Genomic DNA, 26,633 nt, shown 5'->3' on the forward strand with positions numbered 1-26,633 from the left:
GTGTTATGGGCCATGTCGGCGCGGTTCCTTGAATATATATCGTTGATGAACCGATGTTCGGGCAGGCAAAATAGGCTGTCCAATACAGCTTGATCAACGACCCATAATCCAGTGTTATGACCACGCCATCCCTGAGAATCCGGCAGATCGAAGCGTTCCGCGCGGTGATGCAACGCCATACCGTCACGCGCGCGGCGCGCGATCTGCATATCTCGCAGCCGGCCGTGAGCCGGCTGATCGCCGATCTCGAGGATCGCGTCGGCTTCGTGCTGTTCGAGCGCCAGCAGGGACGCTTCACGCCTACCGCGCAGGCGCGCGTGCTGTACGAGGAGGTCGAGCGCGCGTTCGTCGGGCTCGATCGCGTCGCGCAGGCCGCCGAGCAGATCCGCGCGATGCGGCGCGGCACGCTGCGCGTGGCCGGCTCGCCGGCCGTCGCGCTCGACCTGCTGCCGGAACTCGTCACGCGTTTCTCGCACGCGCATCCGGGCGTCGACATCACGCTGCTCGCGCACAGCGCGTCCACCGTGGTCGACAAGGTCGCGTCGGGCCAGTGCGACGTCGGCTTGATCGCGGAGCCGGTCCCGCATCCGGCGGTGCGCACCGAGCGTCTCGCGGAAGGCGCGATGTGCTGCATCGTGCCGCGCGGGCACCGGCTCGCGCGCAAGCGCGTGGTGCGGCCGGCCGATCTGAGCGGCGAGTCGTTCATCTCGTTTCCGCCGAGCTTCGACGCGCGCAGCGCGATCGACCGCTTGTTCGTCGAGGCCGGCGTGTCGCGCGTGCTGTCGATCGAGGCGCAGCTGTCGCAGACGATCGTCGCCTTCGTCGCGAACGGCGCCGGCGTCGCGCTGATCGATCCGGTGACGGCGGCCTTTGCCGGGCATCGCGTGGCCGTGAAGCCGTTCGAGCCGGCCGTGCCCGATCACTTCTATCTGGTGACGTCCGCGTCGCAGCCGCTGTCGATGCTCGGCGATGCATTCTGTGTGGAGTTGCGCGACGCCTTCACGCGGATGCGCGATCGACGCGGCGAATGAACGAGGCAGAAGGCGAACGCTAGCGATCGCGCAGCCAGTGCGCGCACGGCATGCGCACGCGGCCCGCGCCGGGCAGGCCCGTCATTCCGGATAGAATCGTCGTCCATCCACTTCCGCGATACGGTGCGCCGCCATGACCGACCTTTCCCGCTCCGCCGATGCGCTCACGCCCGAACGCGTGACCACCGCCTTCGACCTGCCCGGCCACGCCACCGTGCGCTCGCTCGGCGTCGCGCAGGGGATCGTCGTGCGCTCGCGCTCGATCGTCGGCACGTTCGGCGCGGCGCTGCAGACGCTGTTCGGCGGCAACATCACGCTGTACACGTCGCTGTGCGAGAAGGCCCGCGAGCAGGCGTTCGACAAGATGCTCGCCGACGCGCGCAAGCTCGGCGCGAATGCGATCGTCGCGATGCGCTACGACTCGACCGAGATCGGCTCAGGCGTCACTGAAGTGATCTGCTACGGCACCGCGGTGTGCGTGACGCCCGATGCGTGACGCGCTTCACCGGTCGCGTTCGAGCGACTTCATGCCGGTCAGCTGAGGAAACAGGCGCATCCACGCGAGCGCGACCGCGATCGTCGCCGTGCCGCCGACGACGATCGCCGCCGGCGCGCCCCACCATGCGGCCGTCACGCCCGATTCGAATTCGCCGAGCTGGTTCGACGTGCCGATGAACAGCGAATTCACCGCGCTCACGCGCCCGAGCATGTCGTCCGGCGTGCGCAGCTGTACGAGCGACAGACGCACGACGACGCTCACCACGTCCGACGCGCCCAATGCCGCCAGCGCGACGAGCGACAGCGCGAAATGCCGCGACAGACCGAACACGATCGTCGCGATGCCGAACGCGATCACGCCGCCGAACATCGCGCGGCCCGGCCGCACGTCGAGCGGAAAGCGCGTGAGCCACAGCGTGCCCGCGAGCGCGCCGACGGCCGGCGCCGCGCGCAGCGCGCCGAGCCCCCACGGCCCGACCTGCAGGATGTCGCGCGCATAGATCGGCAACAGCGCAGTCGCGCCGCCGAACAGCACGGCGAACAGGTCGAGCGACAGCGCGCCGAGGATCGCCGGCTCGCGCCGGATGAACGCGATGCCCGAGAACACCGAACGCAGCGTGACCGGCTCGCGCGCGGGCGGCGCGCTGCGCAGCGGGATGGTGCCGCTGAGCACCGCGGCAATCGCGAACGCGACGGCGCTCGTGCCGAACGCGGCCGGTGCGCCGACGCCGTACAGCAGCCCGCCGAACGCCGGCCCGAGAATCTGCGCGGCCTGGTTGGCCGAGGTGGACAGCGCGGTCGCGCGCGGCAGGTCGCCGCGCGGCACGACGGCCGGCAGCAGCGACGACACCGACGGCGATTCGAACGCGCGCGCGGTGCCGACGAGCGCGGCGAGCGCATAGACGCCCGGCGCCGTCAGCCAGCCGCGGGCCGCGCCGAGCAGGAACACGCCGGCAGCCAGCGCCTCGACGCTCTGACAGATCGTCGCGATGCGCCGCCGGTCGTAGCGGTCGGCCACCTGCCCGACGACGAGCGTCAGCGCGAACATCGGCACGAACTGCGCAAGCCCGACGAGGCCGAGCGCGAACGCGCTGTGCGTGAGCGTATAAACGTACCAGCCGATCGCGACCGACAGGATCTGGAACGCTAGGGACGACGTCACGCGCGTCCCCCAGAAACGCTGGAACGGCGCATGACGGAACAGATTCGCCGGTAGCGGCGACGGCGGAGCGGATTCGGGTAACGGGGTGGTCATCGGGTCATCGGCGGGATATCGACGGGATATCGTCGTGTCGCCGGCAGGCGATCGGCGCGACACGGCGCGTGTCGAACCGCGATGATATCGTCAAGTGCCGCGACTGCGCTCGGCAGGCGCTTGGCACACGCATGCCGCGCGCGGCGCCCTATCGCAACAAGAGTCGCAACAAGAATCGCGACAAAAAATAGCGCGAACCGGAGTTCGCGCCAAAGAGAGACCTCGCTGAAGACGTCGAATGAACTACCCTGCCGGGCTCAGAACGAATGCCGCATGCCGATCCGCACGTCGGCCTGGGTCTGCGTCGTCGACGGCGTGAAGCTGTAGCCGATCACCGCATCGACGCCGTTCGACGCGCGCAGGTAATCGCCGGAGATGTAGACGTCGGTGCGCTTCGACAGCATGTAATGGAGGCCCGCCGTGCCCATGTTCCAGTGGTGGCCTTCGAAGCGCGTGTGCTGGTAGCCCGCGATCAGGCTGAGCGCCGGGGTGAACTGGTACGAGCCGCCGCCTTCGTACGACTGCATGTGCGACGACTGGCCGAAGCCCTTGATCGTCGTGTACGAGTAGTTCGCGTCGAGCGTCAGCTTGCCGATCGTGTAGCTCGTGCCGACGCCGAACGTGCCCTGGCTGTCGACGTTCATCGGCGTGTCCGCGAACAGGTCGGTGCGCGCGCCGGTCGCCGGGTCGACGGTGACGGTCTGCTGGCCGAGGAACGTGTGCGTGCCGATCATCGCGTACGGGTCGAACGCGTAGATGCCGTGCGGGTTGTTCAGGCGCGTGTACGCGGCGCCGATCGAGAAGTCGCCCTTCGTGAAGCTCGCGCCCGCGCTCCATGCGCTGTCGCGGTGGAAGTTGCCCGCGACGTTGCCGAACGAATACATCGCGCCGAACTTGAAGCCGCTGAGATCGCTCGACAGGAACTTCACCGAGTTCGGCAGGCGGTCGCCGTTGAAGCGGTCGAAGTCGCCCTGGTGGATCGCGTAGCCGCTGCCCCATGCTGAGATGTTGTAGATCGACACCAGCTCGTTGGTGATGTCGAGCTGGTTGCCGAACGACAGCGTGCCCCAGTCGTTCTGCAATCCAACATAAGCCTGGCGGCCGAATTGCGCGCCGCCGAAGGTCGTCTGGCCGGTGCCGAGGCGGAAGCCGCTCTCGAGCGCGAACACCGCCTTCAGGCCGCCGCCCAGATCCTCGGTGCCCTTGAGCCCGAAACGGTTGCCGTAGGCGACGCCGTCGTCGAACTTGAACACGTGCGCGCCGCCCGTGTTGTTCACCCACGTGATGCCCGCATCCAGGATCCCGTACAACGTCACGCTGCTCTGCGCGTGGCCGATGGTGGGAATGCAGGCCGCGCACGCGAGCGCGGCGGCTACGGCAACTTTCGTTTGCTTCATTGTCGACTACCCCCTGAACCGTTCGATGGAAGGAATCTTGGCTGGCGCGCGCCGCATTGCGCTGGCTGATTCGAATTTTGTACTCCTCTGGCTTCGCTATTACGTATTCCGCAATAACGGGAGCCATGGGCAAAAAATACAAACCCATATTTCGCGTCACCCGTCTGAAGGCGACATCAAATGGTCTGGTTACGACCGGCCGGGAAAACACGGAGACGGGCGGCGCGGCCGCAACCGGCCGCCCGAGGGGCCGTCAGCGGCCGTCCAGCGCCGCGCGCACGGCCGGCAGCCCGGGGGCGCCCGCGGCCGTCGTCACGCCGTCCAGCCAGCGCTCGACCAGCGGCGGGTCCGCTTTCAGCACGTGCTGCGCCGCGACGGCGGGGGGCGTCTTGTGGTCGAGCATGTCGGCGATCATCCGGTTCTCGATGTCGACCGTGAACGTCATCTGCCGGAACAGGCGCGCGAGGTTCGCGCACTGGTCGGCGAACCCTGCGCGGGCGACCGTGTTGACCGTCGCGCCGCCGTAGTTCGGGCCGAAGTACGCGTCGCCGCCCGCGAGATAGGTCAGGTGGAACTTCGTGTTCATCAGGTGCGGCTCCCACGCCAGAAACACGATCCAGCGCCGGTCGCGCACCGCGCGCTCGACCTGCGTCAGCATGCCGGTCTCGCTCGATTCGACGAGCGCCCAGTTCGCCGGGCCGAGCGCGTGGTCGGCCAGCATCCGCCGGATGTTCTGGTTGGCCGGCGCGCCGGGCTCGATCCCGTAGATCTTCCCGTCGAAGCGGCTTGCGTATCGTTCGAGATCGGCGAACGTGCGCACGCCCGCGGCGGCGACGTAGTCGGGCACCGCGAGCGTGAACTTCGCGCCGCTCAGGTTCGCGTGCAGCACGTCGATCGCGCGCGCGTCGACGAACGGCTTCACGAGCGGCCCCTGCGCGGGCATCCAGTTGCCGAGGAACACGTCGACCTGCCCTTTCTTCAACCCCTGATAGGTGATCGGCACCGACAGGTTCGACACGTCCTGCCGATAGCCGAGCGCCTTCAGCACGACGCCGGCCATCGCGTTCGTCGCGTCGATGTCGGTCCAGCCGGGCCCGGCCATCCGTACGTCGCGGCAGGCCTGCGGTTCGGCCGCGTGCGCGGCCTGTGCGCCGATCAGGCAGGCGGCCGCGGCGAACGCCGCGCCGATCCGGATTGCTGCACTGCATTGCCGTTTCATTCCGCTTCCTCCGTCGTTTTGAATGATCGCGATGCGGGACGCTCAGCGCCCGACGCGCGGAAAGCGCGCCATCGCTTCGAGCGTGTCGAGCTCGATGTGATTGCGCATGTAACGCTGGCTCGCGTCGGTGAACGGCTGCCAGTCCCACGGCTGGATGCGGCCCTGCGTCGTGGCCGCGTAATGAAAACGGCGCCGCCGCTGGCTCGCGCGCACCTGCCGGTCGAGTTCAGGCAGGTTCCAGCGCTGCGCCGCCTGCGCGCGGAACGCGGCGAGCACGTCCGCCGCTTCCGGCGAGCCGGCCAGGTTCGTGCGCTCGCGCGGGTCGTCCGCCAGGTTGTACAACTGGTCGGGATCGGCCGGGCAATGCACATACTTCCAGTCGCCGCGGCGGATCATCACGATCGGCGCGATCGCGCCTTCCGCCAGATATTCGCCGAGCGCGACGTCGTGTGCGGGCGCGCCGCGCAGATGCGGGACGAGGCTCGCGCCGTCGACCGGGTCGGGCCAGCCGCCCGCGGGCGCGGCGCCGGCAAGATCGACGAGCGTCGGCAGCAGGTCGACGTGCGATACCGGCCCGCGCACGCGCGCGGCGTCGAAGCGGCCCGGCGCATGAACGATCAGCGGCACGCGACAGCCGCCCTCGAAGAACGTCATCTTGTACCAGAGCCCGCGCTCGCCGAGCATGTCGCCGTGGTCGGACGTGACGATCACGATCGTGTCGTCGGCGAACCCGCATTGCTCGAGCGCGGTCAGCACGCTGCCGAACTGCGCATCGACATAGGACGTCGCGCCATAGTATGCGCGGCGCGCGGCGCGGATCTGCGCGTCGGTCGGCGGCGTGCGGTCGTTTTCGCAGACGAAACGCAGCCGCTGCGAATGCGGATCGCTGTGTCGGCCGCGCCGAGCCGCACCGCCGGCATGTCGACGTCGTCGTCGCTGTACAGATCCCAGTATTCGCGCGTGATCGCATACGGGTCGTGCGGGTGCGTGAGCGACACGACCATGCAGAACGGCCGCGCATCGTGGCCGGCCGCACGCTCGCGCGCGACGTCGTACAGCTTCTGCTTCGCGGCGAACGTCACTTCGTCGTCGAAGTCGAGCTGGTTCGTACGCACGCACGGGCCGGCTTCGAGTACCGAGCTCATGTTGTGATACCAGCTCGGCCGCTCGGTCGGGCCGTCCCAGTCGGGCACCCAGCCGAAGTCGGCCGGATAGATGTCGGTCGTCAGCCTCTCCTCGAAGCCGTGCAGCTGGTCGGGCCCGCAGAAGTGCATCTTGCCGGACAGCATCGTCCGGTAGCCGGCCGCGCGCAGGTAATGCGCGAACGTCAGCGTTTGCGCAGGCAATTCGGCGGCGTTATCGTAGGCGCCGATCGCGGGACGGCAGCTTGCCGGTCAGCAGCGAGAAGCGCGACGGCGCGCACAGCGGGCTCGCGCAATACGCGGCGTCGAACACGACGCCTTGCGCGGCGAGCCGGTCGAGCGTCGGCGTGCGCGCGACGCGGTTGCCGTACGCAGGCAGCGCGAACGGCGTCAGCTGGTCGGCCATCAGGATCAGGAGGTTGGGTGTCGGGTTCGTCATCGGCGATCGCGGGGAAATCGGTGTTCGAACGGAACGGCGCGACGCTGTTGCAGCGACGCAGCCGGCATGACGGACGCGGCTGCACGAAGTGCCGCGCGCTCGGGCCGCGACTGGCTAGAATCGCGGAAGGGCCGGCGCGGCGCCGTGCCGTCCGATGCACTATCTCCCGCCCGAATTCGCGCGGGAAGGCGTCCGGCCCTTATGGGGCCATTAGAGAGACTTATGTCCAAACCCGAACCGTTACCGTCGATGCAGGCGCTGCGTGCGTTCGAATCGGCCGCGCGCCTCGCGAGCTTCACCGCCGCCGCACGCGAACTCGGTTCGACGCAGCCGGCCGTCAGCCAGCAGGTGTTCCAGCTCGAGGCCGAACTTGGCGTGCCGCTGTTCGAGCGCAGCCCGCGCGGCGTCACGCTGACGACCGACGGCCAGTGCCTGTACGAAGCCGTGCGGCTGAGCCTCGACACGCTGCGCGGCGCCACCGCGACGCTGCGCGCGCGCCGCGAGCACGGCACGCTGACGATCGTCACCGACTTCGGCTTCGCGACCTACTGGCTAATGCCGCGCCTCGCGGGCCTGAAGCGCGTGATGCCGGACGTCGACGTGCGGGTCGTCACGTCGCAGGACTTCGACGCGCAGCGCGATCACGCCGACATCGCGATCCTGTTCGGCGACGGCCACTGGCCGTCGTGTACGGCCGCGCGGCTCTTTGCCGAATCGGTCACGCCCGTCTGCTCGCCGGCGTTCCGCGACGCGCATCCGCACGTGTCGCGGCCCGAGCACCTCGCCGCGCTGCCGCTGCTGCACGTGCAGCCGACGCGCCCCGAGCGCTGGCTGTCATGGTCGGGTTGGTTCGACGCGCACGGGCTCGACGCGCAGGCCGCCGCGCGCGGTGTCACGTTCAACAGCTATGCGCTCGTGATCCACGCGGTGCTGCTCGGCGAAGGCGTCGCGCTCGGCTGGTCGCCGCTCGTCGACGAATTGATCGCGGCCGGCCAGCTCGTGAAGCTCGTCGACGCGCCGGTCGTCACATCGCGCGGCTATTTTCTGGTGCGGCCGCCGCAGCGGCCGGAGCCAGACGCGACGCACGTGTTCCGCCGCTGGCTGCTTGACGCGTGCGCAGCGGCGTGACGCGCCGCGCGCGGTCGCGCATGGGCGCGGCGGCGCTGGCGCGCCGATACCAGCCACATGGCGGGTTGGTTCTATCCGCCGCGTAATCGTCCTGATTTACTTGAGCCTCCCGCTACCGCGACACGCGGCGCGAAGCCGCGCTGCGCCGCGGCTTCGCGCTCCATGACATTCGAGGAGTTTCATGACCGCCGACTCACGTCCCGAACAATTCGTCCTGACGCTGTCGTGCGCGAGCGCGGCCGGCCAGGTCGCCGCCGTCGTCGGTTTTCTCGACCGCCATCGCTGCTATGTCGATGCGCTGAACGTGTTCGACGACGATCTCAGCAACCGCTTCTTCGTGCGCTGCGTGTTTCATCCGACCAATGAAACGCTGCAGATCGACGCGCTGCGCCACGAATTCGCGCCGATCGCGGCCGACCTCGGCAGCGACCTGCAGTGGGCGATCCACGACGTGAACGCGCGGCCGAAGGTGCTGATCATGGTATCGAAGCTCGAGCACTGCCTTGCAGACCTGCTGTTCCGCTGGCGGATGGGCGAGCTGAAGATGGACATCGTCGGCATCGTGTCGAATCATCCCGACTTCGAACCGCTCGCCGCGCAGCATGGGCTGCCGTTCCGGCACTTCCCGATCACGCCCGACACGAAGGCGCAGCAGGAAGCGCAGTGGCTCGACTTCTTCGAGACGAGCGGCGCCGAACTCGTGATCCTCGCGCGCTACATGCAGGTGCTGTCGCAGGAGACGAGCGCGAAGCTCGCGAACCGCGCGATCAACATCCACCATTCGTTCCTGCCCGGCTTCAAGGGCGCGAAGCCGTATCACCAGGCGCACGCGCGCGGCGTGAAGCTGATCGGCGCGACCGCGCACTTCGTCACCGACGATCTCGACGAAGGCCCGATCATCGAGCAGGTGGTCGAGCGCGTCGATCATGCGCTGCGTCCCGAACAACTGCTCGCGGTGGGCCGCGACGTCGAATGCATCACGCTCGCGCGTGCGGTGAAGGCGTTCATCGAGCGGCGCGTGTTTCTGAACGGCGACCGGACGGTGGTGTTTCCGTAAGCGCGCGCCGACGGTCCCGCTCGGACGCGGGCTGCGCGCGACGCGTGTCGCGCGCGGTGACTCATTTCACCCAGGCGAAGTAATACGATACGCCGATCGTCAGTGCTGCACCGACCAGCGCCGCATATGGCATCAGGCTCAGCCACATCGCGCGCTTCGGCACCTCGAGTTCCATGTCGCGCTGCATCTGCGCGGGGAAGCGGCCGCGATCCTGCCAGTAGTGGCGATAGAGGAACACCGGCACGATCAGCAGCATCGCGATCAGCCCGTTGCGCAGCGTGCCTTCGCCCTGCAGGTTCGCGCCCGCGCCGACGTAGACGAGGTTCGCGTAGCCGCACAGCGAGCCCGCGACGAGCAGCCACGTCGGGCAGCGGAACGGACGCTCCCAGCCGCCGCGATCCATCCGGTGGATCCAGCCGGACTGAAGGTTCAGGAATACGAACAGCATGTAGCAGACGTTCGAGATCGACAGCACCGTCATGTAGTCCGACATCATCAGCAACACGAGGTTGAAGCCGAGATCGGTCCACATCGCGCGCGTCGGCGAGCCGTGCTCGTTTACGTGCGACAGGTACTTCGGCAGCCAGCCGTCGACCGACGCCTGGTACAGCGTGCGCGACGAGCCCATCATCGACGTCATCACGATCAGCAGGATCGACAGCATCAGCATCACGACGACCGCGTTCGCGACCCATGCGCCGCCGCCGACGATCTTCGCCATCGCCGCGCCGACGCCGGTGCCGTCGCCGATCGCCGGATCGAGCATCGCCTGCGTGCCGAGCGCGCCCTGGAACGCCATCGGCACGAGCGTCATCACGACGAGGCACAGCGCGCCCGACCAGAAGATCGCCTTCGCGGTGTCGCGGCGCGGATCACGGAATTCGCGCGTATAGCAGACGGCCGTCTCGAAGCCGTACGATGCCCAGCCCGCCATGAACATCGCGCCGAGCGCCATCACGACGCCCTGGCCGTTCCACGAGCCGAAGGTCGCGGTGGTCAGGTTGCCCTGCGCGTCGTGGCCGAGCGGCAGCAGCGGCAACAGGTTCGACATCGGCACGTCGCCGGTCACGAACGGCACGATGCCGACGATCAGCAGCGGCGTGAGCGACGCGATGCCGAGAATGCGCTGCGTGCGCGCGGCCTTCGACGCACCGCTGTGCTGAAGCTTGAACGTGACGAGGAGCAGGATCGTCGCGATGATGAACGTCGCGTTGATCCGCAGGGAAAGGCCCGGCTTGATGAAGCTCAGGTCTGCGATCTTGAGCTGCCAGTGCAGCACCGCCGCATCGGCGGGAAAGAGGCTCGTCAGCGCGTAGCTCGCCGCGAGACCGCATCCGAGTGCGAGCATCGGCGACCACGCGAGCCAGTTGCACCACACGGATACCGGGGCAATCAGTTTGCTGTAACGCACCCAGCCGATCGCGCCATACACCGACGCACCGCCCGATTTATGGGGAAATAGCCCGGAAATTTCCGCATAAGTCGCGCTCTGGATCAGCCCCATCGTGATCGCGGCGATCCAGATCGCCCACGCGGGCTGGCCGATCGTCGCGCACACGCCGCCGATCGTGAACAGCACGCCTGCCGGCACGCCGCTCGTTACCCAGAATGCATCCTTCCAAGTCAGGCCACGATGCAGCGTGTGGCCCGTCGAATCATGTGAGATGGTTGCCTCAACATCACTGGTGCCATTCGCACGCAGTCCTGCCTGACTCATCCAAATCCTCCTGTGATGACTCCGCACAAGAGGCGCAGTGTAACAACTTTTGCGCTTTTTTGCAGAATCGGAAAAATAACTCCGGGATATGACGCCGGCTCCGCCGCATTGCTTCGGAATCCTGCGCGTCACTCCCGGACGTCGTTTTTATGTTTTCGTGTGACGATTTACTGCACGCCTTCCGTCCATGCATTCACGCGGTCCGCATGGGCTGCGATCCACGCATCGGCGGCGGCGTCCGGCTTCGAGCCGTTCTGGATCGCCAGCATCACGCTGTCGATTTCGCCCGGCTTCCACTGGAATTTCTTCAGGAACGCCACCACCGGCTTCGCCTTCGTTTCGAGGCCCGGATTCGCGACGCTGTCGACGTGCTCCGCGCCGCCGAACACCTTCTTCGGATCGTCGAGGAAGCGCAGCTTCCACTTCGCGAACATCCAGTGCGGCGCCCAACCGGTGACGATCACCGGCTTGTTCGCGTTGACCGAACGCGCCAGCTCCGCCGTCATCGCACTGCCCGAGCTCGGCATCAGCGAATAGTTGAGGCCGTAGTTCTTGATCGCCTCGTCGGTCTTGCGCATCACGCCGGCACCGGCGTCGATCCCGACGATGCGGCCGCCGAAGTCGGCCTTCTCCGCATTCAGATCGTCGATGCTCTTCGCCTTCACGTAGGCCGGCACGATCAGGCCGATCTTCGCGTCGTTGAAGTTCGCGCCGAGATCGACGACCTTGGCCTTGTACTGATCCCAGTACGAGCCGTGCGTGACCGGCAGCCACGCCGACAGCGTCGCGTCGAGGTCGCCGCGCGCGACGCCCTGCCACATCACGCCGGCCGCGACCGGCACGAGCTGCACCTGGTAGCCCAGCTTCTTCTCGATGATGCGCGCGGCGACGTTCGACGTCGCGACGCTGTCGTCCCAGCCTTCGACATAGCCGATCTTCAGCGTGGGTTTCGTGTCGGCAAGCGCCGACGCACTCAGCGCCACCATCGCCGACAGCGCGCCGGCATACAGCAGTTTTCCGAACAACTTCATGGTCGATCTCCTTTGAATCGGGCGCGAATGCCCCCATGCCTCTCTAGGTTCTTCAACCACAATTCCACGGTATCGTTGTTTTCCGACGCGCGCTTGTCCAGTTGCGACGCCGGCGGCTACTTGTCGATCACGAGGTCCGTCAGCGGCTTGCTGCAGCACAGCAGCACCATCCCCTGATCGATCTCGCGCTGGCGAATCCCGCCGTTGTGCTTCATCTCCACCTGGCCGGACACGAGCTTCACCTTGCAGGTGCCGCACATGCCTTGCGTGCACGACGCGGGCAGCCGCACGCCCGACTGGCGCGCCGCGTCGAGCACGTGCTGCTCCGAGCCGCAGGCGATCTCACGGTTGCTCTTTGCGAAGCTGACGGTGAACTGCGTCGTCGCCTTGTCGCTGTCCGCGCCGTCGCCGTTCGTGGTTCGTGGCGGGTGCAAGATCGGCGGCCAGCTCGTCGCTCGCCGTCTGCGCGAGCGTCTCGAACGAGAAGCTTTCCTCGTGGTACTGCTTGCGATCGAAGCCCGCTTCGTCGAGCAGGTCGCGCACGGCCTTCATGTACGGCGCCGGGCCGCACGTGAAGATTTCGCGCTCCATGAAGTCCGGCGCGATCAGCTTCAGCAGCGACAGCGACAGGAAGCCCGTGACGCCCGGCCAGCTGGTGCGCGCGCCGACCCGCTCGACGACGAACGACGTGCGGAAATTCGTGTGGTTCGTCGCGATCAGGTCGAGCTCGCGCGCGAAGATGATGTCGTCGGGCGTGCGTGCGCTGTGCACGAACACGATGTCGCGATCCTCGGCGAGATCGTGATGCGCGCGGCTCATCGACATCAGCGGCGTGATGCCGGAGCCGGCGGACAGGAACAGGTACTTGCGCGCCGGATGCCGCGCGCAGGTGAACTCGCCGGCCGGGCCGAGCACACGGATCGGCGCGCCCGGCTGCAGGTTGTCGTGCAGCCAGTTCGACACCTTGCCGCCCGGCACGCGCTTGACCGTGATCGAAATCGTGTGCGGCCGCGCGGGCGACGACGAAATCGTGTAGCAGCGGTTGATCGTCTCGCCGTCGATGTCGAGCTCGAGCGTGATGAACTGCCCAGGCTCGAACGAGAACGCACGGCCCTGCGGCGAACGGAAGAAGAAACTCTTCACGTCGTGCGTTTCCTGCCGCACCTGGCAGCAGACCAGTGTTTCCTCGACGTCGCTCGTCCAGCGCTCGGGAAGCGCGTTCCAGAACGCCGGGCGCGTCACCCGGCTGTCGGTCGGCTCGAAATTCGCCGCATCTCGCATCATGTCTTGCTCCGCTTGCTGTTCCGCTGACGACTACGCGCCGGTCTTTTCGGCGAGCCGGCCGATGTACCAGGCCGCGAATTTCTCGACGAGCCCTTCGGTGTACGGCGAGTACGGGCCCGGCTCGTACGCGCTGCTCGTCGCGCCGCGCTGCGAAAACTCGACGAGCGCGCGGTCCTGGTCGTTGGTCGCGTTCCACACGGCCGTGAGGTTCTTCACGTCGTAGTCGATGCCTTCCTTCGCGTCCTTGTGCACGAGCCACTTGGTGCGCACGAGCGTCTTGCCGGCCGACAGCGGAATCACCGAGAACGTGACGATGTGGTCGCTCATGAAGTGGTGCCACGAGTTCGGCTGCGTCCAGAACGACAGGCCGCCGAGATCAGGCTGGCTGAAATCGCCCAGCAGCTTCTTCGACGCGACCTTCGCGTCGAGCGTCTGGGATTCGCCGCTGCGGTCGAGCGGCAGGCGCTGCGTGCGGAACCCGGTCACGTCGAGCAGCCTTTCGACCTCGGCGGACGGCAGGCCCATCTCGGCCCACTCCTTCCCTCGCCGGATGCACGTCTCCGCAAACGCGTCCATGCCCTCGGCGTTGGCGTCGGAGCGCTGATAGCCGAACCCGTATTCGTACAGCGAGATCGTCAGCTCCGGATGGTTCGCGACGCAGTGATAGCATTCGCGGTTGTTCTCCATCGTGAGCTTCCAGTTGCCTTCCTCGATGATGTCGATCTGCGCGGCGATCTTCGCGTTCGGCAGGTCATGCGGCAGCAGGTACGGCTCCATCGTCGCGCGCAGTTGCGCGAAGTCCGCCGGCGGCTCGTCCGCGAGGCAGATGAAGATCAGGCCCGCGAGGTTCTCGACGTGCACCTGCTTCAGGCTGTGCTTGCAGCGGTCGAACTGCTCGCCCATGTGCTCGGCGAACATCAGCTGGCCGGTCAGGTTGTAGGTCCAGCTGTGGTACGGGCACACGATATTGCCGACCGACCCTTTGTCCTCGTTGCACAGCCGCGCGCCGCGATGGCGGCAGACGTTGTGGAACGCGCGGATCTGCATGTCGTCGTCGCGCACGATCAGGATCGAATCGCTCCCCAGTTGCACGGTCACGTAGTCGCCCGGCTCGGGCACGTCCGGCTCGACCGCCACCTGGATCCAGTGCTGGCGGAAGATCGCCTCCATGTCGAGCGCGAAAATCTCCTCGCTCGTGTAGAACGGCGCTTCCAGGCTGTACCCTGCCTTGCGTCGTTCGATCAGTGCACGAATGTCTGCCGTTACTTTCATCGTTTGCTCCGGATTCCTTGCGTCCCTGGGTTCTTGCCGACAGGCATCAAATCAGTAGTCGATGAGCTGATGCTCGCGCAAATACGCGAGGATCACTTGTGCTTTTTCGACCGAACTCCCTTCATTTACGACGTTCCCGCCCCGGCTTTCGGTGGTGGTCGCCGACAGCATCCGGGCATGCCCGGAGCGCTTCTCGGCGGCGGCCAGCTTCACCGGCTTGCGTTCGATCGCACCGACCGTCCACGCGGCCGCGCCGGCGTCCGCGCCGGGCGACACCCGCACCGGGCGCACGCTGCCCGCCTTCAGCCGCGCATACGCGTAGCGCGGCTGCACGTTCGCGAGCGGATGCACGGCGACGACCGCCGGCAGCGCGGCGTCGACGCGCCGCCGCAGCCCTTTCGGCAAGAATTGCCGAACCGTCGCGCGGCCCGCGTCGATCGTCAGATCGACGGCCGAGCCGACGAGCGGATAGCCCAGCGCCGCGGCGACCTGATACGGCAGCATCCCGGTGTCGTACGCGCCCTCGGCGCGCGTGCCGGTCAGCACGAGGTCGTAGCCGTCGACGCGCGCGGCGAGCGCGCGCGCGGCATCGTCGCCGTCGCGGCAGGTCAGCACCTCGACCTCCCGCGCGCCGAGCGCCAGGTATTCGGCGAGCGCCGGCGTGATCTGATCGGGTCGCCCGCGTGGATCACGTCGAGCTGCGAGTGATGGCGCTCGGCCAGCGTGCGGCCGAGCTCGAGCGCGGCCGCGTCGTTGCGGCTGTAGCGCTGCGCGCCGCTGACCGGATGCCGGCCGACCGACACCAGCACCGCGATGCGCTTCAACAGTCGGGGGGCGTTCATGCAGCGACTCCTTCCGGTTGACGGGCGCCGGCCGCTGCCGGCGATGCGCCGCGCGCGGCCCGCGCGGCCTGGACCTGCTCGATCAGCGCGGCGATCGTGCCCTGCGCGTCGCCGACCACCGTCAGGTTCGCGCGCTTCGCGATCGGCGCGCTGCCGTCGAGGTTCACCGCGATCACGTGGCGGCAGTCCTTGATGCCCTGCAGGTGCTGCACCGCGCCCGAAATGCCGAACGCGATGTAGACGCTCGCCTCGACCGTCTTGCCGGTCGCGCCGACCTGCTTGTCGCGCGTGAAATGGCCGTTGTCGACCGCGACGCGGCTCGCGCCGATCGCCGCGCCGAACGCGCCGGCGAGCCGCTCGAACGCGCCGATGTCGGTCACGCCGTTGCCGGCCGATACGATGAAATCGGCCTCCTCGAGCGCGACCTGCGCCGCGTCGATTTCCTCGAGGCCGAGATCGCGATACGACTGAGTGGCGTCGCCCGCCGGGCGGATGAAGTCGCCGGCAAGGCGCTCGCCCGCGCCGACGAACGGCAGCTTCGGGTCCACCGCGTTCGGCGCGAGCAGGATCACGTCCGGCAGCGCACGCGTGGCGAATGCGCGTCTTGCGTGCGCATACGCGCCGACGTGCCGCGCGTCGAGCTCGACCACGTGGGTCGCGACGCTCGCGCCGGCCGCCGCCGCATGGCGCCGGCCGAGATCGCCGTCACCGCTCGCGTTGTCGGGCACGAACACGTGCTTCGGCGCGAGCGCCGCGACGCACGCCTGCAACGCTTGCAATTCGCTTTCAGGCGCGAACGCGCGGCGATCGAAGCCGCTCAGCTCGATCAGCTTGTCGACGCCGAGTTCGGCCACGTCGTCCTTCAGTTCGCCGAACACCAGCAGCGCGACTTCGGTTTGCGCGTCGGCGAGCAGCGCGGCGGCCGCGATTGCCTGGCGCGCATGGTCGTCGAGCGCGCCACGCTCGCTGTGCGCCACCGCGAGCAGCACGTGCTTCGGGTCCTGCACAGCGCGGCGCGGCTTCGCGGCCGCGGCGCCGTGCGCGTGGGCGGACCAGTGCGCGGCGCTCGCGTCTGCGCTGCCTTCCTCGCCCAGCGTGATGCGCTTCAGGCCCGCCGCCGTGATGATGAACGGCCGGCGCGGATCGATTCGTTTGATCGTGTTCATCGATTCACTCACTCCAGCGACGCAGCAACGAGTTCGGCCACGTCGAGCACGTCGGGGCGCGGGCCCACGACGCCTTCGAGCATTGCCGTGCAGTTCGGGCAGGCAACCGCGACCACTTCCGCGCCGATCGTGCGCGCGTCGGCGATGCGGATGTCGGGAATGCGCTGCTTGCCGGGGATGTCGGTCAGCGGCGCGCCGCCGCCACCGCCGCAGCAGCGGCCGCGCATGCCGTTGCGCTCCATCTCGACGACCTGGATGCCGATCGTCTTCAGCAGCTTGCGCGGCGCGTCCGTCTCGCCGTTGTAGCGGCCGAGGTAGCACGGGTCGTGATACGTGGTGCGCTTCTCGCTCAGCGCATCGACGGCCTTCGGCGAAATCCTGCCGCTCTCGGCGAGTTCGGCGAGATACGTCGTGTGATGCTTGACCGTCACGCGCAGGCCGAGCGCGCGGTATTCGTTGCGCAGGCTGTGCATCACGTGCGGGTCGGCGGTGACGATCTGCTTGTACGACAGCGTCGACAGCGTGCCGATCAGGCGCTTCGCGAGCTGCTGGAACGTCGCCTCGTCGCCGAGACGGCGCGCGACGTCGCCCGTGTCGGTCTCGCCGCCGCCGAGCACCGCATAATCGACGCCGGCGCGGTTCAATACCTTGACGAGCGCGCGCAGCGTGCGCTGGTAGCGCATGTCGAACGCGCCCTCGCCCGCGACGAACAGCACGTCGACCGGCTTGCCGGGCTGCGCGACCGGCGCGTTCAGGTCCACCGACCAGTCGTAGCGCGCGGCCGTGTCGTAGCCGCCCATCGTGCCCGTCTCGCGCAGGTTCGCGAGCACTTCCGCGCCCTTGCCCGGCACCGTGCCGTGCACGAGCGTCTGGTTGCGGCGCATGTCGACGATCGCGTCGACGTGCTCGATCAGCATCGGGCATTCCTGCACGCACGCGCGGCAGGTCGTGCACGACCACAGCGTCTGCGCTTCGATCAGCCCCGACACGATCGGGCCGTTCGGCTCGCCGCGGTGCTGGCCGACCGCGATGCCCGGCGTCGGGCTGCCCGCATACGCCGCATCGCTGCCGCCCGCCATCCCGACGACGAGATCCTGGATCAGCTTCTTCGGGTTCAGCGGCTGGCCGGACGCGAACGCGGGGCACGCGGCTTCGCACTTGCCGCACTGCACGCACGCATCGAAGCTCAGGAGCTGGTTCCAGCGGAACTCGACCGGCTTCGCGACGCCGTATTCCTGCTGCTCGATGTCGGGCAGCTTCAGCGCGGTCGGCGGCGTGGCGGTGCCGTTGCCGGTGAACGATTCGCGGGTCGCCGCGAAACGCTCCTGGCGCGGATGGAACGCGAGATGCAAGAGGCCCGCGATCGCGTGCTTCATCGGGCCGCCCTTCGCGGCGCCGAACGTCATCGCGAATGCGCCGACGCCGATCAGCACCGCGCAGAGCACCGCGAACGCGCCGGACATCGCGCCGGCCGGCACCAGCATGTACAGCACGAGGCCGAGCGCGAACGAGCCGAGCAGCCACGGCAGCGTATTCCACGGGCCTTTCGACAGCCGCGCCGGCACGTTCCTCGCGTGACGGCGGCGCCACACGAACACCGCGCCGACCAGCATCGCGAGCGCTGCCAGGAAGATCAGCTTGTCGAGCCACGGCGAGTAGATCGCGAGGCCGTAGTTGACGAACACCAGCGCGAGCGCGGCGATCGCGCCGCCTGCCGTCGCGACGTGCGTCTTCGCGATGTACGGATCGCGGGCGACCACGTGGTGCAGGTCGACGAAGTAGCGCTTCGGGATCGCGAACAGGTTCGCGACGCCGAACGCGCCGGGCGCGGTGGCCCGGCCGAGACGCCAGTACGACGAGCGCTTCGCGACCGCGAACGCGAGCCCCGCCACCGACAGCCACAGCAATGCGGTAATCAGGAAGGACGGATTCATGGCGTTAGAAATCCTTCACGAGACGCAGCGAGTCGTAGATCGCGCCATGGACGTTGTGCATCGAGATGCAGTCGCCGACACGGAACAGCAGGAAACGGCCATTGCCGAGCTCTTCCGACAGGCACGGCTGCGGCTGGGCCGCGAACAGCGTATGCGGATCGATCTGGCCGCGGTTCAGCGACTCCGGCTTGAGCTTCCAGTACAGCTCGTCGTTCGGCGACGAACCGTTCTCGATCACCACCTGGTCGACGGCGCGCTCTTCCAGCTCCTCCGTGTACTCGTTGCGCAGCACGGCGATCTTCTTGCCGTCTTCTTCATACACGCGGTCGAGCATGTAGTTCGGCGTCGGGATCACGCCGAGCGCGTACAGGCGGCGATAGAAGATCGGGAACGTCGTGCCGCCGCAATCGTCGGCCACCTTCACGTCAGGCGTGACGACCTCGACCTTCGAGCCGCGGCTCGCCATGAAGTCGGCCACGCCCGCGCCCGCATGGGTGCTCACGCCGTCGAACAGCAGCACGTTCTGCTTCGGCTCGACCTTGCCGGTCAGGATGTCCCACGAGCTGACGGCCAGTCCCTCGGCCACGCCCCAGCCCGGCACCTGCCAGGTGAAGCTGGAGCCGCCCGTCGCGAGCACGACGATGTCCGGCTTCTCGGCCATGATCATCTTCTCGTCGGCGGCCACGCCGAGGCGGCGGTCGACGCCCAGGCGCTTGGTTTCCATGTCGAACCAGCGGATGATCCCCGACATCTGTTCGCGCTGCGGCGCCTTCGCGGCGATCATCACCTGCCCGCCCACTTCCGTGTTCTTCTCGAACAGCACCACGTCGTGCCCGCGCAGCTTCGCGACGCGCGCCGCCTCGAGGCCCGCCGGGCCGGCGCCCACCACCACCACCTTGCGCTTCGGGCCGCGCGACTTCTCGATGATGTGCGGCATCGTCGCTTCGCGCGAGGTGGCCGCGTTCTGGATGCACAGCACGTCGAGGCCGTTGTACTGGCGGTCGATGCAGTAGTTCGCGCCGACGCACTGCTTGATTTCGTCCTCGCGGCCGTCGCGGATCTTGATCACCATGTGCGGATCGGCGATCTGCGCGCGCGTCATGCCGACCAGGTCGATCATGCCGGTGGCGAGCAGGCGCTCGGCCTGGCCCGCATCGCGGATGCTCTGCGCGTGCATCACGGGAATCTTCACCACCGACTTGATGCCGGCCGCGAGGTGCACGAACGGCTCCGGCGGCAGCGCCATCGGCGGCATGCAGTTCGCGATCGTGTTGTGCGTATCCCCGCCGGAACCCACCACGCTCAGGTAGTCGATCAGGCCCGTCTCCGACATCGCCTGCGCGATTTCCTTCAGCGCCTCGTGATCGAGGCCGTCCTCGTGGAATTCGTCGCCGCACATGCGCAGGCCGACGCAGAAATCCTTGCCGACCGCCTCGCGCACCGCCGTCAGCACCTCGATGCCGAAGCGCAGGCGGTTCTCGAGGCTGCCGCCCCATTCGTCGGTGCGATGGTTCGAGCGCTTGCTCCAGAACTGGTCGATCAGGTGCTGGTGGGCGGCGGAGATTTCGATGCCGTCCATGCCGGCAGCCTTCACGCGCTTCGCGGCCGCCGCGAAATCGCCGATGATGCGGCGGATCTCCTCGATCTCGATGATCTTCGCGTTGCCGCGGTGCACGGGCTCGCGCACGCCCGACGGCGACATCAGGTGCGGCCAGTGCTCGCCGTGGAACGACGAGCGGCGGCCCATGTGCGTCGCCTGGATCATGATCTTCGCGCCGTGCTTGTGCATCGTGTCGGCCAGCCGCGTGAGCGGATCGATGATCCGGTCGTTCGACAGGTTCACCGATTTCCACCAGCCCTGCGGGCTGTCGATCGACACGGGGCTCGACCCGCCGCAGATCGCCAGGCCGACGCCGCCCTTCGCCTTCTCTTCGTAATAGCGGATGTAGCGGTCGCCCGGCAGGCCGCCCGGCTCGGCATACACTTCCGCGTGGGCGGTACTGACGATCCGGTTGCGCAGCGTCAGCTGGTTCAGCTGCATGGGTTTGAACAGGTGGGGATAACGCATCGCTGGCGACCTCTGGCGTTCGTGTGTCTCGTGTTGCGGGTGTTGTTCGGTGTCGGATATCGTCAGCGCATCAGTGCGCGATCGGCGACACTTCGAAGACGCAGTGGTCGTGGTGCTCGGCCGCGCACTGCACTTCCTTCGACTGCGAGCGCGGCGCGCCCTTGCCTTCCGGGGTCGTGTCGTTGACCCAGTCCATCGCGCCGGCGAACCAGCCGGCGAACATGTAGCAGAGCTTGCCTTCCTTGCCCGGCTGCTGGAGCACGAATGACGAGTGGCGCAGCTCGATCTTCGCGCGCGCCGTCGCCGGATCGGCCTCGATGATCGAGAACAGGCCCCAGCCGCGCTGCGACAGGCGCTTCAGGTAGTGCTCGAACACCGCCATGCCGGTCAGGCCGTGCAGCTTCGCTTCCTTGTCGCACCAGTGGTATGCGGACTTGTAGCCGGCCTTGTAGAGGATCTCGGCATACGCTTCGACGCCGAGCGCTTCCTCGACCGCGACGTGGTTGTTCGTGAAGAAGTGGCGCGGCACGTACAGCATCGGCAGCGCGTCGGTGGTCCAGACGCCGGTATCGGGATCGACGTCGATCGGCAGTTGCGGTTGCATCGTGGTGACTCCGTGAGGAAAATTCGCCGCGCGCCGCCCGCATTTCGCGGGTCTCGCAGGCGCGGCATCGTCCGCGCGCCCGCGCGGCTTGCGCGGGCACGTCCCGATTTTTCTTGTGGTGAATCGCTAGTGGCGGTCCGGCTCGACGTGGCGTGACGCTTATGCGCCCCACACGTCCTTGAACACGCGCACCCAGTTCTCGCCCATGATCTTGCGGATGCGCGACTCCTTCCAGCCATGGCGTTCCATCGCCGCGGTCAGGTTCGGGAATTCGCCGATCGTGCGGATGCCGTCCGGGTTGATCACCTTGCCGAAGTTGGTCAGCTGGCGATAGCGGCCCTTGTCATGCGTCAGCATGTCGAAGAATTCCTTCGCGTAGTCCTGCGTGAAATCCGTGCCGATGCCGACCGCGTCCTCGCCGATCAGGTTCACGACGTAATCGATCGCCTCGATGTAGTCGTCGATCGTCGCTTCGATCCCGCGCTTCAGGAACGGCGCGAACATCGTCACGCCGACGAAGCCGCCCGCATCGGCGATCTCCTTCAGCTGTTCGTCGCTCTTGTTGCGCGGATGCTCCTTCAGGCCCGACGGCAGGCAGTGCGAATAGCACACCGGCTTCTTCGAGAACGCGATCGCTTCCGACGACGTGTTGCCGCCCACATGCGACAGGTCGACCATGATGCCGACGCGGTTCATCTCGGTGATCACTTCGCGGCCGAAGTCCGACAGTCCGCCGTCGCGCTCGTAGCAGCCGGTGCCGACCAGGTTCTGCGTGTTGTAGCAGAGCTGCACGACGCGCACGCCCATGTCGGCGAACGCCTCGATGTAGCCGATGTTGTCCTCGAACGCATGCGCGTTCTGGAAGCCGAGGATCACGCCGGTCTTGTCTTCCTTCTTCGCGCGGAAGATGTCGTCCGTCGTGCGCACCAGCGTCAGCAGTTCGCTGTTGTCGCGGATCTTCTTCTTCATCACGCCGATGTTGTCGACGGTCTTCGTGAAGTTCTCCCACACCGACACCGTGCAGTTCGCGGCCGTGATGCCGCCACGGCGCATGTCCTCGAACACCGGTTTCTCGAACTTCGAGATGTTCAGCCCATCGATGATGATGCTGTCCTGATGCAGCGTGCTCATATCCGCCTCTCGCTCCATTTGTGTCGGTGTCGATCAGTAAATCGGGAAACGCTCGCAGAGCGCGAAGATCTCGCGGCGCACGCGCTGCTCGGTCGCATGGTCGCCTTCCGGGTTCGCGCGCAGCGCGTCGAACACCTCGAGGATCAGGCGGCCGACCTCGCGGAATTCGGCCACGCCGAAGCCGCGCGTCGTGCCGGCCGGCGTGCCGAGACGGATGCCCGACGTGACGGTGGGCTTCTCGGTGTCGAACGGGATGCCGTTCTTGTTGCACGTGATGCCCGCACGTTCGAGCGCCTGCTCGACCGGCGCGCCCTTCAGGCCCTTCGGCCGCAGGTCGACGAGCAGCAGGTGGTTGTCGGTGCCGCCGGTGACGAGATCGACGCCGCCCGCCTTCAGCACTTCGCCGAGCGCCTGCGCGTTCGCGAGCACGTTGTCGATATAGGTCTTGAAGTCCGCATGCAGCACTTCGCCGAACGCGACCGCCTTGCCGGCGATCACGTGCATCAGCGGGCCGCCCTGCAGGCCGGGGAACACCGCCGAGTTGATCTTCTTCGCGATCTCCTCGTCGTTGGTCAGCACGAAGCCGCCGCGCGGGCCGCGCAGCGTCTTGTGCGTGGTCGACGTGACGACGTGCGCGTGCTCGACCGGGTTCGCGTGGCGTCCCGCGGCGATCACGCCCGCGATGTGCGCCATGTCGACCATCAGCTTCGCGCCGACGCTGTCGGCGATCGCGCGGAAGCGCGCGAAGTCGAGCTTGCGCGGATACGCGGAGAAGCCGGCGATGATCAGGCTCGGCTTGTGCTGGTGGGCCAGTTCCTCGACCTGGTCGTAGTCGATCAGCATCGTGTCGCGGTTCACGCCGTACTGCACCGCGTTGAACCACTTGCCCGACAGCGCCGGCTTCGCACCGTGCGTCAGGTGGCCGCCCGCGTCGAGCGACATGCCGAGCACCGTGTCGCCCGGCTTCGCGAGCGCGAGCATCACCGAGCCGTTCGCCTGCGCGCCCGAGTGCGGCTGCACGTTCGCGTAGCCGGCGTTGAAGATCTGCTTCACGCGCTCGATCGCGAGCGCCTCGACTTCATCGGCGAATTCGCAGCCGCCGTAGTAGCGCTTGCCCGGATACCCTTCCGCGTACTTGTTGGTCAGCACCGAGCCCTGCGCTTCGAGCACCGCGCGCGACACGATGTTTTCCGACGCGATCAGCTCGACCTGCGACTGCTGTCGCTCGAGTTCCTTCAGGATGGCGCTGCGGACCGGCGCGTCGCGCTCGGCGAGGGGCTGCGAGAAGAATGACTGGGTGTTCGACATAGGGCATCCGTGACGAAGAATAGTGGGCGGCAATCAATGCTTGAGGCCCGCCACGCCTGGGTTTCCGGCATGTCCAGGGCATGGCTGCCGACGGCTCTATTCTTGTCGTTCGGATTTTCGGTCGATTGATGAATTTAGACGCGTTCTTTGCCTTTTCCGCCATGCGCGTCCGTTTTATACAAGTGACCGGTCGTGCTTTTTCGGATCGCAAAGCATCGCCGCCGCAGCGCGGCAACGGCCGGCAGGCACTGCGGCGGTGCCGCCGCCGCCCGCGGCGGGTGCAGCCGGTCACGGATTCGGTGCAGTGCAGCAACGCGATTGAGCCAAATCAACGTATGTAGCTAGGGTTTAGCCGTATGGCACGCTTGTTGCGCTCGCTCACACAATACCCGAGCCCGTTCGGTGCCTCGGGCCAATAGCTATTAGTAGTAGAGATTCAAGGAACGCTCCCCATGTCGCCCGACCGCACAGCGTCGCTGTCCCACTTCGCGTTCATGCCGTTGCCCAACTTCACGATGATTGCGTTCACGAATGCGATCGAGGTGCTTCGGATGGCGAATTACCTGAGCGGACAGCCGCTCTACCGCTGGTCGGTCATCAGCCCGGAGGGCGGCCCGGTCACGGCGAGCAACGGCCTGACCGTCGACACCGGCCCGGCCGAATGCGCGGGGCAGCCGGACATCGTGTTCGTGTGCGGCGGCGTCGACGTGCAGCGCGCGACCACCGCCGCCCACCTGTCGACGCTGCGCCGCTTTGCGCGTTCGGGCATTCCGCTCGGCAGCCTGTGCACGGGCACCTATGCGCTCGCGAAGTCGGGCCTGCTCGCGGGCTACGCGTGCGCGATCCACTGGGAGAACATGTCCGCGCTGAAGGAGGAGTTTCCCGACACGCGCTTCCTGAAGGAGCTGTTCGTGATCGATCGCGACCGCATCACGTGCACGGGCGGCGTCGCGCCGCTCGACATGATGCTGAACCTGATCGCCGCGCGCGTGGGCACCGCGCGCGTCACGCAGATCGCCGAGCAGTTCATCGTCGAGCACGTGCGCGACACGAGCGCGCAGCAGCGGATGCCGCTCGTCGCGCGGCTCGGCTCGGCCAACAAGTCGCTGTTCGAAGTGATCTCGCTGATGGAGAACAACATCGAGGAGCCGCTGTCGCGCGAGGAGCTCGCGCGCCTCGCGAACATGTCGCAGCGGCAACTGCAGCGGCTGTTCCGCGAGCATCTCGGCATGACGCCGACGCATTACTACCTGACGCTGCGGCTGCGCCGCGCGCGCGAGCTGCTGCTGCAGACCGACATGTCGATCATGCACATCACGATGGCGTGCGGGTTCCAGTCGGCGTGCCATTTCAGCAAGAGCTACCGCGACGCGTTCGGCGTGGCGCCGACGCGGGAGCGCCGCAAGCAGGTCGCGCCGCTCGCGCAGGGCGCAGCGGCGGCGGCCGCGCCGATGTTTCCGGTGCATGCGCTCCATGCGTGACGCCGGCGCCGACTGCGGCGCGAGCGTTGCAATCACGAAAGCGGCCCAATGGCCGCTTTTCTTTTGCGCTGACGATTTCGGCGCGTGCGTTTCGGCGAGCGTGTCAGGTGGCTGCATCGCGCGCCGCGTACACGATCCTCGAATGTGCATTCGCGCGCGTTCGGCTTCAGCAACCTCGCCGCTCGGCAGCGGAAAACGTGACGCTGTACCGACCCGCCAGCGGGAACGAGACTTGCGCAGGACGCCCGGTTCCCGAACCGATGCAGCGGAGCGGAATCGCCCGCGAAACATTGGCGATTGGGGCGGGATTGAATGCGGCGGTTGCCGTTGCTAATCTTTCTTCAGCGCCGGCCGCGCCCGGCCGGAGGCCACGCATGAAGCGATATGCGGCGATCGCGCAAATGGTCGCCAACTCGATCCGGTACGGTGATTTCTCCCATGTCGCGCGCGTCGCGACTGAGCCGTCCGCATGCGGCGCGCGTCGTGTAAATCCTGCTACCGCGCCGCGCGGCTTCTACATGTGCGAATGCGAGCCGGCGACCGCCGTGCGTACGCGCGCTCGTCAGTTCGTCCCGGACGGCGATGCCACGCGAATGCATTGCGATCCAGCACCGCACCGACGCGTCGCAAACCGCGCGCGACGACGAGGCGACATTCCAGTCGACCGACCAGTTCAAGCACGCCATACCCGGCTCAGCCATCGCTGGCCGTGGCCTCCCGCCGTCGAGGATGCGATCCGGACCCTCGGAACGCTCGCCGACCGGCAACGACAAACGAGGTAGCAACGACGATGCGAGTCCTGCCCAGCCGGAGAATCCACCCACGCGACACGCTGCTCGGCGCGATGAATGTGCGCGTCCAGCCGCGCGTGACGGTCAGTCAGCGCTGTCGGGAATGCGGCTTCATGGCATTCCGCGCCAGCGAAACCTGCCCCGTGTGCGGAACGGGGAACCGGCCGTTCGCCCCGCTCGGTCGCTGGCGCGGCGGCGAGCCGGCCGCTCCCGACCACGGCGCGCCGTCGGCACCCACATGGGTGTCGCGCTTCGCGGCCGCCGTACGCAACGCGGCGATTCATCGGCCGCGCGCATCGAGCGCACCGTTGCTCAGCGTGTTGACGCTGGTCCTGCTCGTCGGCGGTTACGTGACGTTCGACCGCACGTGCCGGGCCGACCCGGTCTGTCGCGGCCACGGCGCAACGAGCACCGGCGCGGCCGACGCCGGCGTGCAGGTCGCCGACACGCCCGCGTTGCCGGTGCTGCCCGCACCCGTCTATGCGTTTCGTCGGGATGAGACGCTGGCGCCGGCGGCCGGCCCGCTCGCCGATGCCGGCCAGCCGGCCACCGTCGACGGCCCGCGTGGTGCGGCCTCGAGCCGCCACGCGAGGGCCAATGCGAGAGCGGGCGCAGGCGCGCCCGCGACGCTCGCGCGGCAAGTGCCGCCGCTTCGCGACACGGATCGCGCGCAAGGCGGCATCCGCGTCGCCGACTGGAAAGGCGGGGTCCCGGCCCGGCGCACGCATGCGACCCGTCGCGTGAGCTGGCACGCGCGCCACCTGCGACGCGGGGCGACCGACGCCGAAATGGCCTATCTGTACCGCGGACACTGACGGCCGCGCAGCGAGGAACCTGG

The 26,633-nt window shown here is 67.6% G+C and carries 19 protein-coding genes and 3 pseudogenes; 7 read left to right on the forward strand and 15 right to left on the reverse strand.

Going from position 1 to position 26,633, the window contains the following annotated elements; translation table 11 throughout:
• Positions 1-116: 116 nt before the first annotated feature.
• Positions 117-1,031, forward strand: a complete 915-nt coding sequence (locus tag WJ35_RS27390; protein ID WP_011880758.1) for a LysR family transcriptional regulator — start codon at positions 117-119, stop codon at positions 1,029-1,031.
• Between the two features lie 133 nt (positions 1,032-1,164).
• A complete protein-coding gene (locus WJ35_RS27395) occupies positions 1,165-1,527 on the forward strand; it encodes a YbjQ family protein (protein WP_069240437.1) in 363 nt (120 codons plus the stop codon).
• A gap of 6 nt (positions 1,528-1,533) precedes the next feature.
• Here the strand turns inward: WJ35_RS27395 and WJ35_RS27400 are convergent, their stop codons facing one another.
• The 4 genes and pseudogenes from WJ35_RS27400 to betC form a co-directional block, all read right to left on the reverse strand.
• A complete protein-coding gene (locus WJ35_RS27400; protein ID WP_011880760.1) occupies positions 1,534-2,784 on the reverse strand; it encodes an MFS transporter in 1,251 nt (416 codons plus the stop codon).
• A gap of 257 nt (positions 2,785-3,041) precedes the next feature.
• Positions 3,042-4,181, reverse strand: a complete 1,140-nt coding sequence (locus WJ35_RS27405) for a porin (RefSeq protein WP_069240438.1) — start codon at positions 4,179-4,181, stop codon at positions 3,042-3,044.
• A 253-nt stretch (positions 4,182-4,434) separates the two neighbouring features.
• Positions 4,435-5,400 carry a choline ABC transporter substrate-binding protein gene (choX, locus tag WJ35_RS27410; RefSeq protein ID WP_069240439.1) on the reverse strand — a complete coding sequence of 322 codons (966 nt, stop codon included), beginning with the start codon at positions 5,398-5,400 and terminating at the stop codon, positions 4,435-4,437.
• Between the two features lie 42 nt (positions 5,401-5,442).
• Positions 5,443-6,981, reverse strand: a pseudogene (betC, locus tag WJ35_RS32500) (choline-sulfatase).
• A gap of 222 nt (positions 6,982-7,203) precedes the next feature.
• Between betC and WJ35_RS27420 the strand changes: the two are divergent.
• Together WJ35_RS27420 and purU are read left to right on the forward strand one after the other, a co-directional pair.
• Positions 7,204-8,109 (forward strand): choline sulfate utilization transcriptional regulator, encoded by a 906-nt coding sequence (locus WJ35_RS27420; protein ID WP_069240440.1) that lies wholly within the window; start codon positions 7,204-7,206, stop codon positions 8,107-8,109.
• A 181-nt stretch (positions 8,110-8,290) separates the two neighbouring features.
• Entirely contained in the window at positions 8,291-9,166 is an 876-nt protein-coding gene (purU, locus tag WJ35_RS27425) for a formyltetrahydrofolate deformylase (RefSeq protein WP_069240441.1), read from the forward strand.
• Between the two features lie 61 nt (positions 9,167-9,227).
• Here the strand turns inward: purU and WJ35_RS27430 are convergent, their stop codons facing one another.
• The 11 genes and pseudogenes from WJ35_RS27430 to WJ35_RS27480 all read right to left on the reverse strand — a co-directional run bounded on the left by WJ35_RS27430 (position 9,228) and on the right by WJ35_RS27480 (position 23,523).
• The gene (locus tag WJ35_RS27430) at positions 9,228-10,883 is read right to left on the reverse strand and encodes an APC family permease (RefSeq protein WP_060234886.1); all 1,656 of its coding nucleotides are present in this window, start codon (positions 10,881-10,883) and stop codon (positions 9,228-9,230) included.
• A gap of 167 nt (positions 10,884-11,050) precedes the next feature.
• The gene (locus tag WJ35_RS27435; protein ID WP_060234885.1) at positions 11,051-11,914 is read right to left on the reverse strand and encodes a glycine betaine ABC transporter substrate-binding protein; all 864 of its coding nucleotides are present in this window, start codon (positions 11,912-11,914) and stop codon (positions 11,051-11,053) included.
• Between the two features lie 116 nt (positions 11,915-12,030).
• Positions 12,031-13,277, reverse strand: a pseudogene (locus WJ35_RS27440) (FAD-binding oxidoreductase).
• On the reverse strand, positions 13,229-14,470 hold the full coding sequence (locus tag WJ35_RS27445; RefSeq protein WP_010089906.1) for an aromatic ring-hydroxylating oxygenase subunit alpha: 1,242 nt from the start codon (positions 14,468-14,470) through the stop codon (positions 13,229-13,231). The pseudogene WJ35_RS27440 and the gene WJ35_RS27445 overlap by 49 nt, the downstream one beginning before the upstream one ends.
• Before the next feature lie 51 nt (positions 14,471-14,521).
• Positions 14,522-15,312 (reverse strand): annotated as a pseudogene (locus WJ35_RS27450) (electron transfer flavoprotein subunit beta/FixA family protein).
• Positions 15,309-16,478 carry an electron transfer flavoprotein subunit alpha/FixB family protein gene (locus WJ35_RS27455; protein ID WP_060234884.1) on the reverse strand — a complete coding sequence of 390 codons (1,170 nt, stop codon included), beginning with the start codon at positions 16,476-16,478 and terminating at the stop codon, positions 15,309-15,311. The pseudogene WJ35_RS27450 and the gene WJ35_RS27455 overlap by 4 nt, the downstream one beginning before the upstream one ends.
• Positions 16,479-16,486: 8 nt before the next feature.
• Positions 16,487-18,412, reverse strand: a complete 1,926-nt coding sequence (locus WJ35_RS27460; protein WP_010089909.1) for a (Fe-S)-binding protein — start codon at positions 18,410-18,412, stop codon at positions 16,487-16,489.
• A 4-nt stretch (positions 18,413-18,416) separates the two neighbouring features.
• Positions 18,417-20,480, reverse strand: a complete 2,064-nt coding sequence (locus WJ35_RS27465; protein WP_010089910.1) for an NADH:flavin oxidoreductase — start codon at positions 20,478-20,480, stop codon at positions 18,417-18,419.
• Between the two features lie 70 nt (positions 20,481-20,550).
• Positions 20,551-21,084 (reverse strand): DUF5943 domain-containing protein, encoded by a 534-nt coding sequence (locus WJ35_RS27470; RefSeq protein ID WP_010089911.1) that lies wholly within the window; start codon positions 21,082-21,084, stop codon positions 20,551-20,553.
• A 159-nt stretch (positions 21,085-21,243) separates the two neighbouring features.
• Positions 21,244-22,215 carry a dipeptidase gene (locus tag WJ35_RS27475; RefSeq protein ID WP_060234883.1) on the reverse strand — a complete coding sequence of 324 codons (972 nt, stop codon included), beginning with the start codon at positions 22,213-22,215 and terminating at the stop codon, positions 21,244-21,246.
• 33 nt (positions 22,216-22,248) lie between these two features.
• Entirely contained in the window at positions 22,249-23,523 is a 1,275-nt protein-coding gene (locus WJ35_RS27480) for a serine hydroxymethyltransferase (RefSeq protein WP_010089913.1), read from the reverse strand.
• 80 nt (positions 23,524-23,603) lie between these two features.
• Between WJ35_RS27480 and WJ35_RS30825 the strand changes: the two genes are divergently transcribed.
• From WJ35_RS30825 to WJ35_RS27490, 3 genes are all read left to right on the forward strand, one after another.
• Entirely contained in the window at positions 23,604-23,864 is a 261-nt protein-coding gene (locus WJ35_RS30825; RefSeq protein WP_080434939.1) for a hypothetical protein, read from the forward strand.
• Between the two features lie 111 nt (positions 23,865-23,975).
• Entirely contained in the window at positions 23,976-25,004 is a 1,029-nt protein-coding gene (locus WJ35_RS27485) for a GlxA family transcriptional regulator (protein ID WP_069240442.1), read from the forward strand.
• A gap of 790 nt (positions 25,005-25,794) precedes the next feature.
• Positions 25,795-26,610 (forward strand): ATP-dependent serine protease, encoded by an 816-nt coding sequence (locus tag WJ35_RS27490; protein WP_069240443.1) that lies wholly within the window; start codon positions 25,795-25,797, stop codon positions 26,608-26,610.
• Positions 26,611-26,633: the final 23 nt, after the last annotated feature.

The organism is Burkholderia ubonensis (assembly GCF_001718695.1).
GTDB classification, from domain to species: domain Bacteria; phylum Pseudomonadota; class Gammaproteobacteria; order Burkholderiales; family Burkholderiaceae; genus Burkholderia; species Burkholderia ubonensis_B.

Coding starts and splice junctions, on each gene's coding strand:
- WJ35_RS27390 (WP_011880758.1), top strand. CDS start 117: ATGACCACGCCATCCCTGAGAATCCGGCAGATCGAAGCGTTCCGCGCG.
- WJ35_RS27395 (WP_069240437.1), top strand. CDS start 1,165: ATGACCGACCTTTCCCGCTCCGCCGATGCGCTCACGCCCGAACGCGTG.
- WJ35_RS27400 (WP_011880760.1), bottom strand. CDS start 2,784: ATGACCACCCCGTTACCCGAATCCGCTCCGCCGTCGCCGCTACCGGCG.
- WJ35_RS27405 (WP_069240438.1), bottom strand. CDS start 4,181: ATGAAGCAAACGAAAGTTGCCGTAGCCGCCGCGCTCGCGTGCGCGGCC.
- choX (WP_069240439.1), bottom strand. CDS start 5,400: ATGAAACGGCAATGCAGTGCAGCAATCCGGATCGGCGCGGCGTTCGCC.
- WJ35_RS27420 (WP_069240440.1), top strand. CDS start 7,204: ATGTCCAAACCCGAACCGTTACCGTCGATGCAGGCGCTGCGTGCGTTC.
- purU (WP_069240441.1), top strand. CDS start 8,291: ATGACCGCCGACTCACGTCCCGAACAATTCGTCCTGACGCTGTCGTGC.
- WJ35_RS27430 (WP_060234886.1), bottom strand. CDS start 10,883: ATGAGTCAGGCAGGACTGCGTGCGAATGGCACCAGTGATGTTGAGGCA.
- WJ35_RS27435 (WP_060234885.1), bottom strand. CDS start 11,914: ATGAAGTTGTTCGGAAAACTGCTGTATGCCGGCGCGCTGTCGGCGATG.
- WJ35_RS27445 (WP_010089906.1), bottom strand. CDS start 14,470: ATGAAAGTAACGGCAGACATTCGTGCACTGATCGAACGACGCAAGGCA.
- WJ35_RS27455 (WP_060234884.1), bottom strand. CDS start 16,478: ATGAACACGATCAAACGAATCGATCCGCGCCGGCCGTTCATCATCACG.
- WJ35_RS27460 (WP_010089909.1), bottom strand. CDS start 18,412: ATGAATCCGTCCTTCCTGATTACCGCATTGCTGTGGCTGTCGGTGGCG.
- WJ35_RS27465 (WP_010089910.1), bottom strand. CDS start 20,480: ATGCGTTATCCCCACCTGTTCAAACCCATGCAGCTGAACCAGCTGACG.
- WJ35_RS27470 (WP_010089911.1), bottom strand. CDS start 21,084: ATGCAACCGCAACTGCCGATCGACGTCGATCCCGATACCGGCGTCTGG.
- WJ35_RS27475 (WP_060234883.1), bottom strand. CDS start 22,215: ATGAGCACGCTGCATCAGGACAGCATCATCATCGATGGGCTGAACATC.
- WJ35_RS27480 (WP_010089913.1), bottom strand. CDS start 23,523: ATGTCGAACACCCAGTCATTCTTCTCGCAGCCCCTCGCCGAGCGCGAC.
- WJ35_RS30825 (WP_080434939.1), top strand. CDS start 23,604: ATGGCTGCCGACGGCTCTATTCTTGTCGTTCGGATTTTCGGTCGATTG.
- WJ35_RS27485 (WP_069240442.1), top strand. CDS start 23,976: ATGTCGCCCGACCGCACAGCGTCGCTGTCCCACTTCGCGTTCATGCCG.
- WJ35_RS27490 (WP_069240443.1), top strand. CDS start 25,795: ATGCGAGTCCTGCCCAGCCGGAGAATCCACCCACGCGACACGCTGCTC.